Origin of the sequence: Streptomyces sp. NPDC047061 (genome assembly GCF_040643955.1) — a bacterium.
Taxonomy (GTDB): domain Bacteria; phylum Actinomycetota; class Actinomycetes; order Streptomycetales; family Streptomycetaceae; genus Streptomyces.
The window spans coordinates 19792-39574 of the sequence record NZ_JBEYVI010000036.1 but is presented as its reverse complement, the minus strand read 5'-3'; the positions used below and the strand labels follow the sequence as shown (position 1 = coordinate 39574).

Sequence of the window (19783 nt, the reverse complement as noted above, 5' to 3'; positions counted from 1 at the left end):
GTATGAGAAGGCCAAACACACCGTTCTCAGAACGACCTGACGCAGCGGGGCACCGAACCCACCCGTTGTGGCTACTCGATTGCGCCTCTGGTCGTGCGGGCAGTCAGCCGCGTTTACCGTTTGCCGTACTTTCCAGCCAGCGTTAGCAATTCCGGAGCGGCCAGTGGGCGCATCTTCTGTTCCCCCTATTTCCTTTGGGGAACGCGCCAAACCCGGCGCACATCATGCGCTTTACCAGGACATCGTGCGCCCTGCCATGCAGCGCGGCAAGGCGCACAGCGGGCACCACAACAAGAACTACGTCCTGCCGTTGACCAGCCGCATGGCGCAGCTGCTGGGGCGTGACCCCGGTATGTCGGTGACGGTACGCATCCGGCGTGCCGACGCGCTGCCCGTGGTGATCAGGACCTGGCGGAACGAGGAGCAGATCCTCAGAGCCGTCAGAACCGCGCTGCCCAATGTGCCGGAATGCCTCGTCGAGGGAAACGGGTTCGCCATTCACAGCTATGTGGAAGGAGTGCCGCTGTCCAGCGTCTGCGGCAACGGCAAACCCGTCGACAGGCTGCTGATCGAGGAAATCGCCCAGCTCCTTGCGCAGATGACCCAGGTGCGCCGGGCCACACTGCCGCCCCTGCCGACCTCGTGGACCAGTAGCCAGGGGTTTCTGCAGACGCTGGCGCACTGCGCCGACCAGCAGATCCGGCGGGCCAACCTGACCCTCTTCGGCGGGTTGTTCGCGGCGCTGGGAATCCCGGAGGACGCACTCACCAGGTTCGCGGAGCGGGTGCCGGTGATGGTGCGTCGGCCGTACAGCCTGCTCCACGCGGACCTGCACCGGGACAACCTGATCGTCCCCTACGGCGGTCACCCGTCGCTCATCTGTGTCGACTGGGAACTGGCCACCTACGGCGACCCGCTCCACGACCTGGCGACTCATCTGGTGCGTATGCAGTACCCGGACCACGCGTGGTCCGAGGTGGTCGAGGCCTGGGCCCGGGCCATGGAGGGCACCCGGCCCGGAGCTGTCAACGGCGTGGGCAGGGACCTGCGTCACTACGTCGCCTTCGAGCAGGCGCAGTCCGTCTACCCGGACGTGATGCGGGCCGCGACGTCCCTGGACGAATCGTTCGACCAGAAGGGCCTGGACGGGGCCACGGTGGCGGTGCGCCGTGCCCTGGAGGTGGCGCAGGCGCCGTTGAGGTTGCGGCACCTGCCCAGCGAGGCCGAGATCGAGCGTGTGCTGTTCCGATGGCGGATTTCCCGGGGCGAGGCACGCAAGGGGCTTTTCTCCAGATTCGTCACCGTGCCCTGGAGGCCGGACAAACGTTTCCCCGAGCGCCCGGAATTTCCTTTTCTGGCCGTGCCGGGAGCGCTGCACGCAGAGGGCGCGGCCCCGGCCGGCCGGGTGTTCAAGGGAACCGGTCACCTGAATTCCGTGGTGCGCGTTCCCGGTATCGATTTCCCGGTTGTGGTGCGACGCAAAGTGCAGAAGGTATTCCGTCGCGAACGCAGTTTTCTCAGTGAGCATGCCGTGCTCAGAGCCATCGAGACCTCCAGGGTTCCGGTCGCGGCACCGAAGATTCTGGCCCTCGGCGAGAGCTATCCGGGGAAGTACCGGAAAGACAGCTTCGCCATTCACACCTACGAAGGGCCGCTCGACATCGACCGGCCGCCCAACCATCCCGTGCACGGCCTGCTTCCGCACGAGGCGGACCGGCTCATCGACCAGCTCTGTGCGCTGAAGGACGTCGACTTTGCCAAGCTCGACCCGGCCGCCGGAATGGCGGGCTACAACTTCTACAACTACCTGAGCGACCAGCTCGTCCTGCTGGTCGGGTACCTGCCCAAGGAGTCGCAGCAACTCGCCAGGCAGCTCGGCCTGCCGGATGCCGAGCGGCTGCGGCAGATACTGGCCCGGCACGAGGTGACCGATCGCAGACCGATCCTCCTGCACGGTGACCTGAACCCCTGGAACCTGGTGCGCAGGGACGACGACATGGCGCTCACCATCATCGACTGGGAGATGGCGGTCGTCGGCGACCCGCTGTACGACCTGGTGCGGCACATGCATCTCACCCCGACCCGGCCGGAGATCCGTGACCGGATGTTCCGGCGCTGGGAGCGCCTGCTGCCGGCCGCCTACACCCATGCCTGGCAGCAGGACTGGCGGGTCTACCGGTGGATCGAGATCGTCCGGTCCGCCTACGTGGACCTGGACCGGCTGGTTACCGGAGCGAGCCTGGACGCTCCCAACGTCCGCCGGGCCGTGGACTCGTACGCCATGACACTGGCGGCGGCGATCGGCTCCCTGGGGCTGCCGGCCCGCGCAACGGCGAATCCCCATCTTGCCCGTGCCCTGGCCTAGGGGGACCATGACTGGACCGAATACGCGTTTGCCCATGGGTCCGTGGCGTCGGCCGGGCAGCGTCGCGCGGAGGGGGCGGGTATGTCCGGGCGGAGCGGGGGTTCGACGGACGACACCGGGCCATCCCGGCTGAGGCGGTTTCAGGAGCGGGTCGAGCCGGTGGTGACCCGCGTCCTGCTGCTCGGCATCTTCGTCACCGGCCTCACGGCCCAGTTCGTGAAGCCGGTCGGGGACGCCCTGGAGGGCAAGGCCTATCTCGGCGGTGCCTTGCTGAGCCTGGTCGGCTATGTGCTCTACGACCAGGTGAAGGAGCTGACGTCATCCGTCCGTGCCCCGAGCCGGGCGCTGGTGAACTCCAGTCAGCTGGGGAGCTTCGTGAGCGAGGCCTTCGAGGCGCGGAGAGTGGAGATCAGCTTTCTCGGCTACACGGGCGAGACGCTCTACACCACGCTCTACCACCGCCTGGAAGACCTCTTCGACCACCCCGGCCCCACCCGCAGAGTGCAGGTCCGCATGCTCGTCCCGGACTTCGGTCAGCCGATGACGGTCCCCTCCAAGGTCGGGGAGCAGGACCTGCCCGTGGACGATCCCGACTTCCGCAAGCGCATGGAGCAGCGGTGCCGTGAGTACGACGGCATCCTCTCCGAGCTCGCGGAGCGGCTCACGGCGACCGGCCGGGTGCGTGTCGAGTGCGAGTACCGCCTTTATCCCGGCATCCCGCGCGACAAGATCTGCATCTTCAACCGGCAACAGGTGCTGCACGGTCTGTACGACCTGTCCGTGCGGATGCGGCTGCACCACCTGGGCGACGAGTACTACGACCCCAAGGGGTACCGGACCGACCTGAACGTGTGGTCCCGGGAGGGCGTCGCCGAGGCGGCGGTGGCGACCTGGGCCAAACATTTCGACGACCTGTGGAGCCTTGCGAAGCTCCCGCACTGGCGGCAGGTCCCGTCGGCCTGACCCCCGCTGCGTAGGCTCGGCCCCATGGGTGAGATGGGCCTGCGTGAGCGCAAGAAGCGGCGGATGTACGAGGACGTGTCGGACATCGCCGTGCGGCTGTTCCTGGCGAAGGGGTTCGACGCGGTGTCGGTCGCCGAGGTGGCCGCCGCCGCCGGGATCTCCAAGCCGACGCTGTTCCGGTACTTCCCGGCCAAGGAGGACCTGGTCCTGCACCGCATCGCCGACCACGAGACGGAGGCCGCGCGGCTGGTCACGGGGGCCGGGTCGCCGGTCGGGGTACTGAGGGCGCACTTCCTGGACGGCCTGCGGCGCGGCGACCCGATCACCGGGCTCAACGACCACCCCCAGGTCCTCGCCTTCCACACCCTGCTCAACAGCACCCCCACCCTGGTCGCCCGCCAGTACGCCTACCTGGAGCGGTCGGAGGCCGCGCTCGCCGAGGCCCTCGGCGGCACCCTGGCGGACCGGCTGGCCGCCGGCCAGATCATCGCCGTACAGCGGATCCTCGCGCAGGACAACTGGCGGCGGATCGTGGCGGGGGAGCAGGTCGAGGACGTGCGGGAGGACGCGGTGCGGGCGGCGGAGGAGGCGTTCGGGCGGCTGGAGCGGGCTGTCGCGGACGACTGACGGGTTCGGGTTAAAAATTTAACCCGGTTACGTTTTCTCGTCTACGCTGTCCCCATGCAGCAGGAACTCGACCGCGAACGCGCCTACCACGACACCTGCCGAGCCGCCCTCGCCCGCATGGTCGAAGGCGCCGTCGAGCACGTCGTCACCGGGGTGGACGTCTCCGCGTCCGGTGCCGACGCCGAGGTGCTCGGGTACCGGCTGCGCAGCCGGGCCAAGGAGATGCGCGAGCTGCCACAGGGCCCGCTGTTCTTCGGCAAGCTGGACTTCGAGGCGGGGGAGCACGCGGGGCAGAGCTACCGCATCGGCCGGCTGCGGATCAGCGAGGAGCCGACCGCCCCGCCCCTCGTCGTCGACTGGCGGGCCCCCGTCTCCCGCGCCTTCTACCAGGCCGGCCCCGACGACCCGCAGGGCGTGGCGGTACGGCGTCGGTTCGGCTGGGCACCCGGCAGCCGCGGTGACTCCGCCGACCTCACGGGGATGGAGGACGAACGGCTCGGCAAGGGGGAGTCGGGGACGGGGGCGCTGCTCACCCATGAGATCGAACGGCCCCGCGTCGGCCCCATGCGCGACATCGCCGCCACCATCCAGCCCGACCAGGACGACCTGGTCCGCGCCGGCCTCGCCGACTCCGTCTGCGTCCAGGGCGCCCCGGGCACCGGCAAGACCGCCGTCGGCCTGCACCGCGCCGCCTACCTCCTCTACACCCACCCGCAGCGCATCCGCCGCTCCGGCCTCCTGATCCTCGGCCCCAACCGCACCTTCCTCTCCTACATCTCCGAGGTCCTCCCGGCCCTCGGCGAGACCGGCGTACGGCAGGCGACCCTGCCCGAGGAGATCGGCCGCCACCCGGTCACCGGCACCGACCCCGAGCGCACCGCCGCGCTCAAGCACGACCCGCGGATGGCCGAGGTCCTGCGCCGCGCCCTGTTCGCCCACGTCCGCACGGACGCCGTCACCCCGCTCTCGCTCTCCGACGGCACGTACACCTGGCGGGTGCCCGCCGGCACACTCACGGAGATCGTCGAGGGGGTACGGGACGAGGAACCGCCGTACGCCGTCGGGCGGGAGCGGGTGCGGGGGCGGGCGATGCGGGCCGTACAGCTCCAGGCCGAACGGCGGGCGGGCCCGCAGCCCGGCGCTTGGACCCGGCGCCTGGAACGCTCCCGGGCGATGAGCGCCTGCCTCGACACCGTCTGGCCCAAGGTGCGCCCGGAGGAGGTGGTGGCCGAACTCCTCACGGACGGCGAGGTGCTGGCGGCGGCCGCGGACGGGCTCCTCACCCCCTCCGAACAGCGGGACCTGCTCTGGGCCCGCCCGCCCCGCTCGTACAAGTCGGCCCGCTGGTCGGCCGCCGACCTGGTCCTCCTCGACGAGGTCGCGGGGCTGGTCGAACACCCCGAGGGGTACGGCCACATCGTCGTCGACGAGGCCCAGGACCTGTCCCCCATGGAGTGCAGGGCGATCGCCCGCCGCGCCGCCTTCGGCTCCCTCACCGTCCTCGGCGACCTCGCGCAGGCCACCACGCCCTGGTCGGCGCGGAGTTGGGGCACCGTACTGGGCCACCTGGGCAAGCCGGACGCGACCGTCGTCCCGCTCACCACCGGCTTCCGTGTCCCGGCGGCGGTCGTGGCCCTGACCAACCGGCTGTTGCGGCGCCTGGGCACCGACGTACCCCCGGCCGAGTCCTACCGCGGCGACGGCGAGGTGCGGATCCGCCCGGCCGACGACGTGCACGCGGCGACGGTCACCGCCGTGCGGGAGGCCCTGGCCCACGAGGGGTCGGTCGGGGTCGTGGCCGCGGACGCACAGGTGACCGCCGTACGCGAGGCGCTGACGGCCGCCGACCTCGAACCGGCGGGACCGGACGAGCTGGGCGCACGGGTGGCCGTGGTCCCGGCGAGCGTGGTCAAGGGCCTGGAGTACGACCACGTGGTGGCCGTGGAACCGGCGGCGGTGGCGGAGGGGGAGGAGAGAGGGCTGCACCGGCTGTACGTGGTCCTGACCAGGGCGGTGTCCCGGCTGGACGTGGTGCACGGAAGGCCGTTGCCGTTCTGAGAGAGGCGAGGAACAGTTTCCCGGCACTCTCTGCGCTGCCATCCTGTCCCCGATGCTCCTCTTCCTAGACATCGACGGCACCCTCATCCCCTTCGGCGCCCCCGCCGACCACCCCTACCCGGTCTACGAGACCGACCACACCCCACCGAACCCCCTGCTCACCCGCGTCGACCCCGCCCTCGGCCCGCGCCTGCGCGCCCTCCGCTGCGAGCTCGTCTGGGCCACCACCTGGATGGACGACGCCAACGCCTGCGTCGCCCCGTGGCTGGGCCTGCCCCCGCTGCCCGTCGTGGAGTGGCCGGACGAGGACCGGCCCCCTGCCCTGCTGCACTGGAAGACCCGGCCGCTGGTGGCGTGGGCGGGGCGGCGGCCGTTCGTCTGGATCGACGACGAACTCACCGAGGCCGACCGCGCCTGGGTCGCCGCCCACCACCCGGGGCCCGCCCTGCTGCACCGCGTCGACCACGAGTTCGGCCTGACGGAGGCGGACTTCGCGGTACTGGAGGACTGGCTGACGGCCCAACGCTGACGCCTCACGCCCGGCGCGGCGCTGACGTCTCACGCCGGGCGCGGCGCGCTCGTGGTGACGCAGTCCGCGACGGTGTCGGCGAAGATCCGGGCGAGCGGGGAGAGCGCGTCCCAGCGGCGCACCGCCCAGCCGACGGTCAGGGGCGGCAGGTCGGTGACGGGGACGAGCCGGAGGGGGTCGGCGTCGCCGGGTGCCCGGCGGCCGGGCAGTGCGGGTACGACGGCGTGACCGAGGCCGAGTTCCGCCAGCAGGAGGGCGGTGTCCCAGTCGGCGACGCCGGTGTCGGAGCTGGTCCGGACGCCCAGTTCGGTGAACGCGGCGTCGAGCCGGGTACCCGAGACGGAACTCTGCGGCAGCCGGATGAGGCGGATACCGGCGAGATCGGCGGCCTCGACACGGGCCCGACGGGCAAGCGGGTCGTCGGCGCGGACGGCCAGTACCCAGGGCAGGTCCACCACCGGGCGCTGCTCGATGCCGCGGACCGGGCTGCCGAGGGTGACCCAGGCGAGGTCGAGGTTGCCCGCGGCGAGGGCGTCGAAGCAGCGGCGGCCGGAGGTCTCCGTCTGGAACTCCAGGCTCACCTTCGGGTAGCGCTGCCGGAAGGCGACGACGGCCTCGGACATGAAGTGGCGTACGGTCGTTCCGCCCGTGGTGACGCGTACCGAGCCGCCGTCGCCGTCGACGAGGTCGCCGAGGCGCCGCAGGGCCGAGTCCAGACCGGCGATGCCGTCGGCGGCCGCGTCCCACAGGATCCGTCCGGCGTGGGTGGGTACGACTCCTCGTGACTGGCGCTCCAGGAGGCTGACGCCGGTCTCCCGTTCCAGCCGCTTCACATGCTGGCTGACCGCGGACTGGGTGCAGGCCAGCTCCCGGGCGACGGCGCTGAGGCTGCCCGCCCGGCACACGGCCACGAAGACACGCAGGTCGTCCAGAGTCATGAGCCGAAGGTATCCACGGTGGTCACCGCATCCAAGTCAGAGCTTGGGGCTGGCGAGAAATCCTTAGGATTGACTGGGGTCGGCGCACTCGCGATGATCGGCACAGGGCCCTGGGCGGCAACCCGTCCGGCGCCTTCGCGGGGGTCCGGACCCCTGGCGGAGGCAACGGACGGGTGCCGACCCGAGCGACGGAAGGAACCCGCCTCGTGTCCGCTTCCCCAGCTTCCCCCGCATCCTCCTTATCCCCCGCAAGCCCTGAGGCCTCCGCTCGTGCCGTCGCGCTGCTGCGCGCGCTCGGGGCCGCGGAGATCGACCATCCCGGCGGCACGCTTCTCGTGCACCTCCAGCGCGTCCAGGAGCAACTAGCCGCCTGGGGCGCCCGCCCCGCCCTCCAACTCGCGGGCCTGTGCCACGCGTTCTACGGCACCGACGGCTTCCCCACCGCCCTGCTGTCCCTGGACCGCCGCACCGAACTCGTGACGGCGATCGGCGCGGAGGCCGAGGCGATCGTGTACCTCTACGCCTCGTGCGACCGGAAGGCCGCCCATCCGGTGCTCGCCGACCCCGACGCGGCCCTCCGCGACCGCTTCACCGGCCACAGCCGTGTCCCCGAACCCCGGTTGCGCCGGGACCTCGCCGAGCTGACCGCCGCCAACGAACTCGATCTCGCCCGCGTCGACCCGTCCTTCCGCGAGCGGTGGGGAGACCGGCTCCTCGCCCTGTTCACCCGCTTCCGCCCGCTGCTGAGCGAGCCGGCCTGGTCCGCGTGCCGCGCGGTTCTCGCGAGTCCCCAGGGTGTTCATCGCGGACGTCCACTGCCCGGCCCGGAGGCCCCATGTCCCTGCAGATGAAGCTGGTCGCCATCACGCTCGACTGCCCCGACCCGCCGGCTCTCGCGGCGTTCTACCAGCAGGCCACCGGTCTTGAGCCGCATCCGAAGTCGGACGCCGACTTCGCGGGTCTCAACGGTGAGCACGGACTTCTCATCGGTTTCCAGCGGGTCGACGGCTACCGGGCGCCGAACTGGCCCGGCCAGACCGTTCCCCAGCAGCTCCACATCTGCTTCAGGATCGACGAGGACCTGGCCGAGGCCGAAGCCCGGCTGCTGGAGCTGGGCGCGGGCAGGCCGGACCACCAGCCGCACGGGGACAGGGCACGGGTCCTCACCGATCCGGTCGGCCATCCGTTCTGCATCACCACATGAGGCAGCTCCGCCGGGCCTTCGGGATCGCCACCCACTTCTGATCCGGCGGACGCGTACGCATGCGTGCCGCCGACGTGGCGCCGACGTGGCCTCAGCGGACGGGTCGGTCCGGCTTGCGGGCCAGGAGCTGGATTCCCTCGGACTCGTGCCCGTTCATGGTGGCCACGGTGATGCGGCGGGTGTCGGCGATCTCGAAGTCCGCGAGAAGGGACGTGAACCAGTCGCTCGGGTGGTGGCGGCAGACCGCGCCGTCGCCGGTCTCGAACACCCCGTGGACCCCGTAGGTGCCGTTGCGTGCCGCGAACCTGGCATAGCGGTCACGGTTGCGTTCGTCGTCCTGGAGCAGCAGGTCGCTGACGTAGAGCAGTCCGCCCGGTTTGAGCACGCGGCTCAGTTCGCCGACCAGTCGTCGCTGTGCGTCGTCGTCGGGTATGCAGGTCAGCACCGCGAAGAGGAGTACCACGTCCACGCTCGCGTCCGGGTGGTCCGGCATCGGCGGCGGGGCCGCCACGGCGAAGCGCAGCGTGGGATGCAGGGTGCGGGCCCGGGAGATCATCCCCGGTGAGGTGTCGACGCCGCGGAGTTCGGTGAAGCCCTGCTGCTGGAGGGCGTGCATGGTCCGGCCGTAGCCGCACCCGTGGTCCAGGACCGCGGCACGCCGGTCGACGCCGTCCAGCCACGGCATGTGCAGGGGGTGCGTGAACGTCTTGGTGGTCGCGGCGGCGTCCCAGTAGGCGGTCTGGCTGCCGGGGTCGGACATGGCGGACACCTCCGTCGTGCTGCCGGGTGAGGGAGTCGGTGATCGCGGTCGGCCCCCGGCCGTCAGGCCGTGCGTACCGCCATCAGCAGTCCGCTTGCCCACGCCAGGCGTACGCATCGGAAGTCCTCGCGTTCGTCCAGCTCGGTCAGAAGGCGTTTGACGGAGGCTTCGTGGCCCTCCGGCCAGCCGGGCTGGGGGACGAGGTCGTCGATCAGGTAGGTCCCGCCGGGAGCCACGAGGCCCAGGGCTCGGTCGAGGTGGGTGAACTTGCCCGGCCGGGTGTCCGCGAAGACGAGGTCGAAGGGGGCGCCGTCGAAGTCCTCCAGCCAGGTGCCGGCGTCCCCGGACACGAAGGTCACCCGCGGGTCGGTGCCCAGCTGTTCCCGGGCGATGGCCTGGACGGTGGGGTCGAGTTCGACGGTGGTCAGACGGGCGGCACGGTCCATGCCACTGAGGATCCAGGCGGTGCCCTCCCCGACTCCGGTGCCGAGTTCGAGGATCCGGCCCCCGGGCCGGGCGGCGGCGAGTGCTGCCAGGAGGCTTCCCGTGCGGTCTTCGCTGGACCTGACGAAGCCCGCGTCGCGCGCCTTGGAACGCAATGCGGGCAGGGCGGTCGGGCGGCGGCTCGGTGTGTCGTCCATCCGCAGATGATGCGAGAGCCGTGTCCTTGCGGGCAAGGTCATATCTTGTCGCTCTGTCGGTGATCGCAGACCGCGGACGAATCGGCCGACTTGCCCCCACCGCGTCCCACCCGGCTCCACCGCGTCCCACCCGGCTCCGGCCTGTTCCACCCGGCTCCGGCCTACTCCACCGGGCTCCACCCGGCCCCGGTCGGCCATCCGGGTATGGCGCGGCACACTTTTGCAAGCAGGTGCTTGCAATTGTTAGCGGAGGTGGGGCACTGTGGAGGCATGGCATCGCTGAACGTCGGCAATCTCGGTGAGTATCTGCGTGAACAGCGGCGCAACGCGCAGCTGTCGCTCAGGCAGCTCGCCGATGCCGCCGGGGTGTCCAATCCGTACCTGAGCCAGATCGAGCGCGGGCTGCGCAAGCCGAGCGCGGAGGTGCTGCAGCAGGTCGCCAAGGCCCTGCGGATCTCCGCCGAGACGCTGTACGTCCGCGCCGGAATCCTCGACGCCGAGCGGGATCTGAACGAGGTGGAGACCCGTGCGGTCATCCTCGCCGACCCCACCCTCGACGAGCGGCAGAAGCAGGTGCTGCTGCAGATCTACGAGTCGTTCAGGAAAGAGAACGGCTTCGGGTCGGGCGAGGAGCGCGCGAGCGACACGGACGTCCCCGGCGCCGAGGGCGACGACGCCGACGGCGAGACCGACGACAGCGGAACCGACGACAGTGAGACCGATCCGCGGCGGACGGCCGGATGAGCCGGCCAAGCGCGCCGGCCGCCGCGCCGCGGATCACAAAACCCTCAGCCGAACTTTAATACGGGAGGACCATCACCATGGCCATCACCGACGACCTGCGCAAGACCCTCAGCGACCCGACTCCGCTCTACTTCGCCGCAGGCACCGCCGACCTGGCCCTCCAGCAGGCCAAGAAGGTCCCCGGCCTGGTCGAGCAGCTGCGCGCCGAGGCCCCGGCCCGCATCGACGCGGTCCGCCACACCGACCCGAAGGCCGTGCAGGAGAAGGCCACCGCCCGCGCCAAGGAGGCCGGTGCCAAGGCCAAGGAGGCGCAGGCCAACCTCCAGACGAAGGTCAACGACTTCATCGTCTCTCTCGACGGCGACCTCAAGAAGCTCGGCGAGTCCGCCCAGGACTTCGCCCTGCGCGGGGTCGGCGTGGCCGCCGAGTACGCGGTCAAGGCCCGTGAGACCTACGAGAAGGTCGCCGAGCACGGCGAGCAGGCCGTGAAGACCTGGCGCGGCGAGGCCGCCGACGAGATCGAGGACCTGGCCATCGCCGTCGAGGGCAAGCCCGAGCCGGTCGTGGTCAAGACGGAGGAGAAGCCGGCGGAGGAGCCGAAGGCCGCCGAGGCCAAGCCGACCGCGGTGAAGAAGGCCCCGGCCGCCAAGAAGACCCCGGCCCCCCGCAAGGCCACCCCGGTCAGGAAGACCACTCCGCCGGCCAAGTAAATCGGCGTGCGCGTCAGCAGAACGTACGGGCCGGGCACCTTGAGGGTGCCCGGCCCGTTCTACGGGTACGGTGGCCGCGTAGGGATCGGGAGAGAGCGGGCGGTGGCAGCATGCTGATGTTGGGGTTCGCAGGGTTCCTGGGACTGTTGAAGATCGTCCTGATGGCCCTGGCCGCGTTCGGGCTGGTCGACGCCGTGTTCCGGCGCGAGGACGCCTTTCGCGCGGCCAACAAGCAGAACAAGATGTTCTGGCTGATCATCCTGGCCATCGCGCTGGTCGTCAGCTACCTCTTCTCGATCCTCTCCATCCTCCCGATCGCGGGCCTGGTGGGGAGCATCGTCTACATCGTCGACGTCCGCCCCGCGGTCAAGCAGGTGTCGGGCGGTGGCGGCGGCTGGCGAGGCCGCCGCGGCGGCAGCAGCAGCGACGGCCCGTACGGCCCGTACAACGGCGGCCGCTGACTTTTCAAGGCGCGCCCGCTGGGGCGCGCCCCAAAGGGGCGCGGGGAACTGCGCGACCAGCCACAGCGCACCCGCAGTCGGCCGACCACTGAAACCGGAAACGGCGAGCGGCCGCTCAAACCCCCCGATCCAGCAGCACAACGGCCACATCATCCGTCAGCTCACCCCCATTGAGCTGCCGCACCTCGTTCACCGCCGCCCGCAGCAACGCCTCCCCGGTCAGGCCGGAGGCCAGCTGCCGCCGGACCATCTCGACCATCCCCTCCTGCCCCAGCCGCTCGCCGCCCGAGCCCACCCGGCCCTCGATCAGGCCGTCGGTGTAGAGCATCAGGCTCCACGCGGCGCCCAGCTTCACCTGCATCCGGGGCCAGCGGGCCCCCTTCAGCAGCCCGAGCGCCGGGCCGTTGTTGTCGTACGGCAGCAGCTCGGCCGGTCGCCCGGGCCGGGCGATCAGCGGCGCCGGATGCCCGGCCAGGCACAGCCCGGCCCGGCGCCCGTCCGGCGCTATGTCCACGGTGCAGAGCGTCGCGAAGATCTCCTCGTCGGAGCGCTCGTGCTCAAGGACCTCCTGCAGGGTGCCCAGCAAATCGTCGCCGCTCAGCCCCGCCAGGGTCAGCGCCCGCCAGGCGATCCGCAGCTCCACCCCGAGCGCGGCCTCGTCCGGGCCGTGCCCGCAGACGTCGCCGATCATCGCGTGCACGGTCCCGTCGGGCGTGCGCACGGTGTCGTAGAAGTCGCCCCCGAGCAGCGCGCGGGAGCGGCCGGGGCGGTAGCGGGCGGCGAAGCGCAGCGCGGAACCCTCCAGCAGCGGGGTGGGCAGCAGACCGCGCTCGAGACGGCGGTTCTCCTGCGCACGTAGCCGCCCCTCCGCGAGCTTCCGCTCGGTCGTGAGGGAACGTTTGCGCTCGACGGCGTACCGGATGGCGCGGCTCAGCAGCCGTCCGTCCAGTTCGTCGCGGAAGAGGTAGTCCTGCGCGCCGACGCGCACGGCCTCGGTGCCGCGCTCGGTGTCGCCGGAGGCGGTGAGCGCGAGCACGGCGTGCCGGGGCGCGAGCTCCAGCACGTGCTTGAGCACGGCAAGCTCGCCCTCTGCGTCCTTGCCGCCCGGCGCCGGCAGCGCCAGGTCCAGCAGGATGCAGTGGACGTCGTCGGTCAGCAGCCGCTCGGCCTCGGTGAGGTTGCGGGCGGTGCGGACGCGGATCGAGGTGCCGGACGCGTCCCGCAACTCGGGCAGCACCGGTGAACCGGCCGGATCGTCCTCGATCAGCAGCAGCGTGAGAGTGGTGCCGCCGGTGTTCTGGGCGACGGCTTCCGTGCGGTTGGCCTCTTCCTTGAGGGGGCCGCCGCCCTGTGCGGGCGCGGCGGCCGGCGCCTGACCACTCTCCACGGCCGGGATCGCTCTCTGCCGCGGTACGGGTACGGGCATCTGTTGGGTTCCTTCCCTCCCCCCGAGGGCATGGCGGGGCGAGGGACCTCGACCCACCAGACGGGGACCATAGCGTTACTGGCCACCGCAACGGAATGGTGTGAGCCGCGTCGCTCTGTCTCAGGCCTCTGTCATATGCCGCGTGCCGTACCGCAGTTGGACAAGAGGGCTGCCCTGCGGGAATGACGAAGGTCACGTGCTGTCGGAGTTTGGGCGGGTGTTGCGGTGCACTGGGTCACATGGTGCAGCTCACGAAAGGAACATCACGCCCAAAACACCTGGCGGTGCTCAGGCGTCCGGCCGTACCACCCCGAGGATCGGCATCGAACCCGCGCCGCCGATCGACACCGTCCGCCCCGGGCGCGGGGCCTGGATGATCGCGCCGTCGCCGATGTACATCGCGACATGGCTGGCGTCGTCGTAGTAGATGATCAGGTCGCCGGGGCGCATGTCCGCCACGTCGATGTGCTCGAGCTGCTTCCACTGCTCCTCGGAGGTGCGCGGGATCGGCTTCCCGGCGCTCGCCCAGGCCTGTGAGGTCAGCCCGGAGCAGTCGTAGGAGTCCGGGCCCTCCGCGCCCCACACGTACGGCTTGCCGAGCTGGGCGGTGGCGAACGCGACCGCCTTCTTGCCCGCCGCGGACGCCTTGGTGTGGATCTCGTCGAGTATCCCGGTGTCCAGCCAGGCGGTCTGCGCCTGGTAGGCGGCCTCCCGCTCCAGCTCGGCGAGACGCTCCTTCTGCTTCTTCTCGAGCGTCGACTCGAGCTTCTCCGCGGCGGTGATCCGCTGCTTGATCTTCTTCTTCGCGGCGGCCTTCGCCTTGCGGCCTGCCTCCAGTTTGTTCCACTGGTCGGCCGCGTCCGCCGCGTACTGCTTCAAGTCCTGCTGGGTCCGGGTCAGTTCCCTGATCAGGGCCTTGGTGGCCCGTTGGCCCTGGAGCACCCGCCCGGCCCCGTCCAGGAACTGGGTGGGGTTGTCGCTGAGTATCAGCTGGGCGCTGTCCGGCAGCCCGCCGGTGCGGTACTGGGCGGCGGCCGCCCGGCCCGCCCGCTCCTTCAGCTCGTCGAGCTTCTGCTGCCCCTTGACGATCTTCTTGGCCAGGTCGACGATCTCGGCGGACTGCTTCTGGGTCGCCTCCTCGGCGGCGTTGTACGCGTCGGTGGCGACGGCCGCGTCGTGGTAGAGCTTGTCCAGCTTCTCCCGTACGGCTTCGAGGTCCTTGTCCTGCGGGACGGTCACGGAGGCGCCGGCCGAGGCCGAGGCGCTGGGGGAGGGGGTCGGGCTGGGGGCCGCGAACGCCGTGCCCGGCGCCGCCAGCACCGTCACCGCGCAGACCACCGTCACCGCCGTCGCCAGGATCCCGCGCCCACCCGGCCGGACGGCGTGCTTGTCCGGTCCCATGACCCGACCCCCCAAAAAATCTGATTAACCGTCAGTAACTTACGGTGCGTGGAGGATCGTGCCACGTGGTGCCGCAAAGCGACAGAGGTAACGACAGGCGGGTTCCTCCCCGGTTTCCCCCCGAGCATGACGATCTTCCCGCCTTTGTGACGAACGACTCATCGAGATCGTTCCCGGCCCGCGGCCCCCTCAGTCCGAGGGTGCCAACGCCTCCCACGCCACCGTCACTTCGCCCTGCCGCCAGCGTGCCGCCGAGTCCGTCACCGGCCAGTCGGCCGTCAGCTCCCGGACCGCCCGGATCCACCGCTGCCGGGCGCCGTAGGACGCGTAGGGCGCGGCCGCCGCCCAGGCGCGGTCGAAGTCCCGCAGGAACGCGTGCACCGGTTCGCCCGGCACATTGCGGTGGATCAGCGCCTTCGGCAGCCGTTCGGCGAGGTCCGAGGGCCGCTCCAGGGATCCCAGCCGGGTCGCGAAGGTCACCGTCCGCGGCCCCTCCGTCCCGAGCGCGACCCATACGTGCCGCCGCCCGATCTCGTCACAGGTCCCCTCCACCAGCAGCCCGCCGGGCGCGAGCCGCCCGCACAGCCGCTGCCACACGCCGGCGACCTCGCTCTCGTCGTACTGCCGCAGCACGTTGGCCGCGCGGATGAGCAACGGCCGCGCGGGGAGCGGGATCTCGAACCCGCCGTGCCGGAAGATGAGCCCCTCGCGCTCGTACGGCCTGGCGGCGGCGACCCGTGCGGGCTCGATCTCGACCCCGACGACACGCGCGCGTGGCGCGACGGTACGGAGCCGGCCGAGCAGTTCGACGGCGGTCCAGGGGGCGGCACCGTAACCGAGGTCGACGGCAACGGGATCGACGGTCCGACGCAACGCGGCACCGTGCACGGCGGCGATCCACCGGTCCATGCGACGAAGCCGATTGGGATTGGTGGTCCCGCGCGTCACGTTCCCCACGGGGCGGGAGGCGGCGCGGGCTGTCATGCCTACGAGGGTAAGCGCCCCGGGGTTAGGCGCCCCGAGGCGAGGCGCCCCGAGGCGAGGCGCCCCGAAGTGAGGCGCCCCGTAAGGGGCGCGGGGAACTGCGCGACCAGCCCCCACCCACCCGCACCCGACCCGACAACCGAACCGCCCCCTACGCACTCCACCCTCGAACGGTTGAGCGACGGCAAGTAACGTATCGGCAAAATCGACGCCCCCCGGAATGGGAATCCACCCCTCCGCGTTGCACCCCCTTGGAGGGCACGCGATGTCCTCCCACCGGCATGCCCGCACAAAGGAGGACCGCCACGTGAGCCAGTACGTCAGCAGGCTCGGGCGCCGCTCCCCGTCGGCTGCCACCCGGCTCCGCCGGGCCCGGCGTCCCACCGTGCCCCGCCGCGTCGCGATGCTCTCCGTGCACACCTCCCCGCTCCACCAGCCCGGCACCGGCGACGCCGGCGGCATGAACGTCTACATCGTGGAGCTCGCGCAGCGCCTCGCCGCGATCAACATCGAGGTCGAGATCTTCACCCGGGCCACCTCCGGCGGCCTCCCGCACACCGTGGAGCTCGCCCCCGGCGTCCTCGTCCGGCACGTCGACGCCGGCCCCTACGAGGGCCTCGCCAAGGAGGACCTCCCCGCCCAGCTGTGCGCCTTCACACACGGCGTGATGCAGGCCTGGGCCGGCCACCGCCCCGGCCACTACGACCTCGTCCACTCGCACTACTGGCTCTCCGGCCACGTCGGCTGGCTCGCCGCCCAGCGCTGGGGCGTCCCCCTGGTGCACGCCATGCACACCATGGCGAAGGTCAAGAACGCCAACCTGGCCGACGGCGACACCCCCGAGCCCGCCGCCCGGGTCATCGGCGAGACCCAGATCGTGGCCGCGGCCGACCGCCTCATCGCGAACACCTCCGAAGAGGCCGACGAGCTGGTACGGCACTACAGCGCCGACCCCGCGAACGTCGCCGTCGTCCACCCCGGCGTGAACCTCGACCGGTTCCGCCCCGCCGACGGCCGCGCCGCCGCCCGCGCCCGCCTCGGCCTCCCGCAGGACGCCCTGGTCCCGCTCTTCGCGGGCCGCATCCAGCCCCTCAAGGCCCCCGACATCCTGCTCCGCGCCGTGGCCGTCCTCCTCGACGAGCGCCCCGAACTCCGCTCCCGGATCGTCGTACCGATCGTCGGCGGCCCCAGCGGCAGCGGCCTCGCCAAGCCGGAGGGCCTGCAGAAGCTGGCCGCGCGGCTCGGCGTCGCGGACGTCGTCCGGTTCCGCCCGCCGGTCGGCCAGGAACAGCTCGCGGACTGGTTCCGGGCCGCTTCCGTCCTCGTCATGCCTTCCTACAGCGAGTCCTTCGGCCTGGTGGCGATAGAGGCCCAGGCGGCCGGCACCCCCGTCCTCGCCGCCTCGGTCGGCGGCCTGCCCGTGGCCGTACGGGACGGCGAGACCGGCTTCCTGGTGTGCGGCCACGATCCGGCCGACTACGCGCGCGTGCTGCGCCGGTTCGCCGACGACGCGTCCCTGGCGGACCGTTTCGGCAGCGCCGCCGCCCGGCACGCCCAGTGCTTCGGCTGGGACACGGCGGCCGCCGCCACCGCCGACGTCTACCTGGCCGCGACCCAGTCCCACCGCCGTCGCGTACGCTCGGCCCATGGGTGAAGCTTCACAGGAACGGCAGGCCGCGCAGGTCATCGAGGGTGTCCTGAAGGACGCCGAACTGGAGTGGGAGAGCCCCGAGTCCGGCACCTACGTCGTACAGCTCCCCGGCACCCGCAAGCTCAAGACGACCGTCTCGCTCCGCGTCGGCCGCCACTCCCTCTCCCTGAACGCCTTCGTCATCCGGCACCCGGACGAGAACGAACCGGCCGTCCACCGCTGGCTCCTGGAGCGCAACCTCAAGCTGTACGGCGTGAGTTACGCCGTCGACCGCCTCGGCGACGTCTACGTCACCGCCCGCCTCCCGCTCTCCTCCGTCACCGCCCCCGACCTCGACCGGCTCCTCGGCCAGGTCCTGGAGGCCGCGGACGGCGCCTTCAACACCCTCCTGGAGCTGGGCTTCGCCGCCGCGATCCGCAAGGAGTACGCGTGGCGGGTGTCCCGGGGCGAGTCGACGCGGAATCTGGATGCGTTCACGCATCTGATCGAGCGCTCCGCCGACTGAGTTGCAGGTCTGTACCTGAATTACCCTGCACGACTCTTTCGAGGCGTGGGGGCGTCGTGACATGCTCACGGCCGACGCACATATGAACGTCGTTCACAACCATGAAAGCCGCCATGGGAAGGACGTACGGAATGAGCACCACGCACCACGGCATGACCAGACGGGCCCTCCTCGCCGGCGCCACGGCCGTCGCCGCGACCGCCGTGACAAGCGGCACGGCCCGCGCGTCGGACGCCGAAGTCCCCTCCCTCTGGCGGGAGTTCGTCCGCACCCCCGTCACCCACCCGCAGATCCCGTACGTCGGCCGGGCCGGAGCCGCCCGCATCCGCCGGCTCCCCGTGGTGGCCGACGTCCGCGCGTACGGCGCCGTGGCCGACGGCGTCACCGACTGCGCCCCCGCGATCAACCGTGCCATCGCCGCTGCCGGAAGGGCCGGCGGTGGCACGGTCACCATCCCGCCCGGCACCTTCCGCATCGACGGCCTGATCCTCCTCGGCCACGACAACGTGGTGTTGCGCGGCGCCGGCAGCGGCCGTACCACGCTGTACGCGACGAAGAACCTCACCGAGCTGATCGGCCCGTACGGCTCCCGCTACGGCGGCACGAAGTCGGCGTGGTCCTGGGCGGGCGGGCTCATCTGGCTGGCGCCGAAGGCCCGTTGGGACTCCCTGGTCGCCGCGATCAGGGCGCAGGCCTGGCCCTTCGAGGGCTGGACGGGCAACAAGCGGGACGAGTGGGAGCAGCTGACGCCCGTCGAACCGGCCCGGCAGGGCGACCGGACGGTCACCGTCACCGACCCCTCCCGCCTGCGCCCGGGCCGCCTGGTCCTGCTCCGCATCGCCGACGACACCGCCCACACCCTCCTCCAGCACATGTCGGGCGGCGGCCCCGGCCCGGCGTCGTACTACTGGGAGGACAAGACCAAACTGCTGTCGTACGTCCCCTACGAATGGCCCGTCCGGGTCAGGGCCGTCCGCGGCCGCAGGGTGACCCTGGAACGCCCCCTGCCGCTGGACCTGCGCCCGGAGTGGAACCCCCAGTTCACCACCCACGTCCGTGAACTGACCGGCTCCGGCGTCGAAGGGCTCACCCTCGACGTCATGGAGACCCCGCAGTCCCCGCACCTCCTCGACAAGGGCTACAACGGGGTCGTCCTGCAGTGCGCGTACGACTGCTGGGTGGACGACGTCACCGTCCGCAACGTCGACAACGGCTTCGGCCTGGTCGCCGCCTCCGCCTGCACCCTGCGCCGCACCCGGGTCGGCGGCCGGGGCGAGCACCACCCCTACTTCTGCCGCGAGGGCTCGCACGACAACCTGATCGAGGACTTCACGGTCGAACAGCGCACGGTCCCCGCCCCCGCCGACACCCAGCTCCACGGCATCAACGTCGAGGGGCTCTCCTCCTACAACGTCTGGTCGCGCGGCGAGATGGAGATGGGCACCTTCGACTCCCACCGCGGACTGCCGTTCGCCAACGTCCGCACCGACATCACCGTGAACAACAACGGCCGGCACGGCGGCGACGCCAACGCCGGGCCGCTGTTCGGCGCCCGCTTCACCCACTGGAACGTTCGAGTGACCAACGGCCGCGCGGGCCTGATGAGACTGGACGGACTCGCCCCCTGCTCCGCCACGGTCGGCCTCAACACGGTCACCGAGTTCGACCAGACCGACGTACCGGACTTCACCGGCGACCTGAACTCCCGCCTGGAGCTGTACGGCACCTGGGACGCGGTACGGCCGCGGAACCTGTACGAGGCTCAGCGCGACCTCGACTGCTAGCCTGCCGCGAGTCCGGTCTCTTACCGGACTCT

19 protein-coding genes are annotated in these 19783 nt (G+C 71.3%); 13 read left to right on the top strand and 6 right to left on the bottom strand.

Features of this window, described 5'->3' with window-relative positions; genetic code table 11:
- Positions 1–256 precede the first annotated feature (256 nt).
- The 5 genes from ABZ887_RS37765 to ABZ887_RS37745 all read left to right on the top strand — a co-directional run bounded on the left by ABZ887_RS37765 (position 257) and on the right by ABZ887_RS37745 (position 6542).
- Positions 257–2365: an aminoglycoside phosphotransferase family protein gene (locus ABZ887_RS37765; protein ID WP_361300369.1), complete on the top strand. Its 2109-nt coding sequence runs from the start codon at positions 257–259 to the stop codon at positions 2363–2365.
- Positions 2366–2524: 159 nt separating this feature from the next.
- Positions 2525–3328, top strand: coding sequence for a hypothetical protein (locus ABZ887_RS37760; RefSeq protein ID WP_361300086.1), 804 nt, complete (start codon positions 2525–2527; stop codon positions 3326–3328).
- Between the two features lie 24 nt (positions 3329–3352).
- The gene (locus ABZ887_RS37755; RefSeq protein ID WP_361300083.1) at positions 3353–3955 is read left to right on the top strand and encodes a TetR family transcriptional regulator; all 603 of its coding nucleotides are present in this window, start codon (positions 3353–3355) and stop codon (positions 3953–3955) included.
- Between the two features lie 54 nt (positions 3956–4009).
- On the top strand, positions 4010–6013 hold the full coding sequence (locus tag ABZ887_RS37750) for an AAA family ATPase (protein WP_361300080.1): 2004 nt from the start codon (positions 4010–4012) through the stop codon (positions 6011–6013).
- A gap of 52 nt (positions 6014–6065) precedes the next feature.
- Positions 6066–6542: an HAD domain-containing protein gene (locus ABZ887_RS37745; RefSeq protein ID WP_361300077.1), complete on the top strand. Its 477-nt coding sequence runs from the start codon at positions 6066–6068 to the stop codon at positions 6540–6542.
- Between the two features lie 29 nt (positions 6543–6571).
- Here the strand turns inward: ABZ887_RS37745 and ABZ887_RS37740 are convergent, their stop codons facing one another.
- Positions 6572–7480 (bottom strand): LysR family transcriptional regulator, encoded by a 909-nt coding sequence (locus ABZ887_RS37740; RefSeq protein WP_361300074.1) that lies wholly within the window; start codon positions 7478–7480, stop codon positions 6572–6574.
- A 206-nt stretch (positions 7481–7686) separates the two neighbouring features.
- Between ABZ887_RS37740 and ABZ887_RS37735 the strand changes: the two genes are divergently transcribed.
- Entirely contained in the window at positions 7687–8331 is a 645-nt protein-coding gene (locus tag ABZ887_RS37735) for a DUF6817 domain-containing protein (protein ID WP_361300071.1), read from the top strand.
- Entirely contained in the window at positions 8316–8684 is a 369-nt protein-coding gene (locus tag ABZ887_RS37730) for a VOC family protein (protein WP_361300068.1), read from the top strand. The genes ABZ887_RS37735 and ABZ887_RS37730 overlap by 16 nt, the downstream gene beginning before the upstream one ends.
- A gap of 91 nt (positions 8685–8775) precedes the next feature.
- Here ABZ887_RS37730 and ABZ887_RS37725 read toward each other — a convergent pair whose 3' ends face one another.
- Both ABZ887_RS37725 and ABZ887_RS37720 read right to left on the bottom strand, forming a co-directional pair.
- Positions 8776–9444, bottom strand: coding sequence for a class I SAM-dependent methyltransferase (locus ABZ887_RS37725; protein ID WP_361300065.1), 669 nt, complete (start codon positions 9442–9444; stop codon positions 8776–8778).
- Between the two features lie 62 nt (positions 9445–9506).
- Complete coding sequence (locus ABZ887_RS37720; RefSeq protein WP_361300062.1) at positions 9507–10085, bottom strand: class I SAM-dependent methyltransferase; 579 nt, start codon at positions 10083–10085, stop codon at positions 9507–9509.
- A gap of 270 nt (positions 10086–10355) precedes the next feature.
- Between ABZ887_RS37720 and ABZ887_RS37715 the strand changes: the two genes are divergently transcribed.
- From ABZ887_RS37715 to ABZ887_RS37705, 3 genes are all read left to right on the top strand, one after another.
- Positions 10356–10829 (top strand): helix-turn-helix transcriptional regulator, encoded by a 474-nt coding sequence (locus ABZ887_RS37715; protein WP_361300059.1) that lies wholly within the window; start codon positions 10356–10358, stop codon positions 10827–10829.
- A 77-nt stretch (positions 10830–10906) separates the two neighbouring features.
- Positions 10907–11539, top strand: a complete 633-nt coding sequence (locus tag ABZ887_RS37710) for a hypothetical protein (RefSeq protein ID WP_361300056.1) — start codon at positions 10907–10909, stop codon at positions 11537–11539.
- A 110-nt stretch (positions 11540–11649) separates the two neighbouring features.
- Entirely contained in the window at positions 11650–12000 is a 351-nt protein-coding gene (locus tag ABZ887_RS37705) for a DUF2516 family protein (protein ID WP_361300053.1), read from the top strand.
- A 115-nt stretch (positions 12001–12115) separates the two neighbouring features.
- Here ABZ887_RS37705 and ABZ887_RS37700 read toward each other — a convergent pair whose 3' ends face one another.
- The 3 genes from ABZ887_RS37700 to ABZ887_RS37690 all read right to left on the bottom strand — a co-directional run bounded on the left by ABZ887_RS37700 (position 12116) and on the right by ABZ887_RS37690 (position 15811).
- Complete coding sequence (locus ABZ887_RS37700; protein WP_361300050.1) at positions 12116–13426, bottom strand: fused response regulator/phosphatase; 1311 nt, start codon at positions 13424–13426, stop codon at positions 12116–12118.
- 288 nt (positions 13427–13714) lie between these two features.
- Positions 13715–14827 (bottom strand): NlpC/P60 family protein, encoded by a 1113-nt coding sequence (locus ABZ887_RS37695; RefSeq protein ID WP_361300047.1) that lies wholly within the window; start codon positions 14825–14827, stop codon positions 13715–13717.
- Positions 14828–15016: 189 nt separating this feature from the next.
- Positions 15017–15811, bottom strand: coding sequence for a class I SAM-dependent methyltransferase (locus ABZ887_RS37690; protein WP_361300044.1), 795 nt, complete (start codon positions 15809–15811; stop codon positions 15017–15019).
- A 307-nt stretch (positions 15812–16118) separates the two neighbouring features.
- Here ABZ887_RS37690 and mshA point away from each other — a divergent pair, with 307 nt between their 5' ends.
- From mshA to ABZ887_RS37675, 3 genes are all read left to right on the top strand, one after another.
- Positions 16119–17465 carry a D-inositol-3-phosphate glycosyltransferase gene (gene mshA, locus ABZ887_RS37685; protein WP_361300041.1) on the top strand — a complete coding sequence of 449 codons (1347 nt, stop codon included), beginning with the start codon at positions 16119–16121 and terminating at the stop codon, positions 17463–17465.
- A complete protein-coding gene (locus ABZ887_RS37680; RefSeq protein WP_361300038.1) occupies positions 17458–17967 on the top strand; it encodes a YbjN domain-containing protein in 510 nt (169 codons plus the stop codon). The genes mshA and ABZ887_RS37680 overlap by 8 nt, the downstream gene beginning before the upstream one ends.
- 131 nt (positions 17968–18098) lie before the next feature.
- A complete protein-coding gene (locus tag ABZ887_RS37675; RefSeq protein WP_361300035.1) occupies positions 18099–19751 on the top strand; it encodes a glycosyl hydrolase family 28-related protein in 1653 nt (550 codons plus the stop codon).
- Positions 19752–19783: the final 32 nt, after the last annotated feature.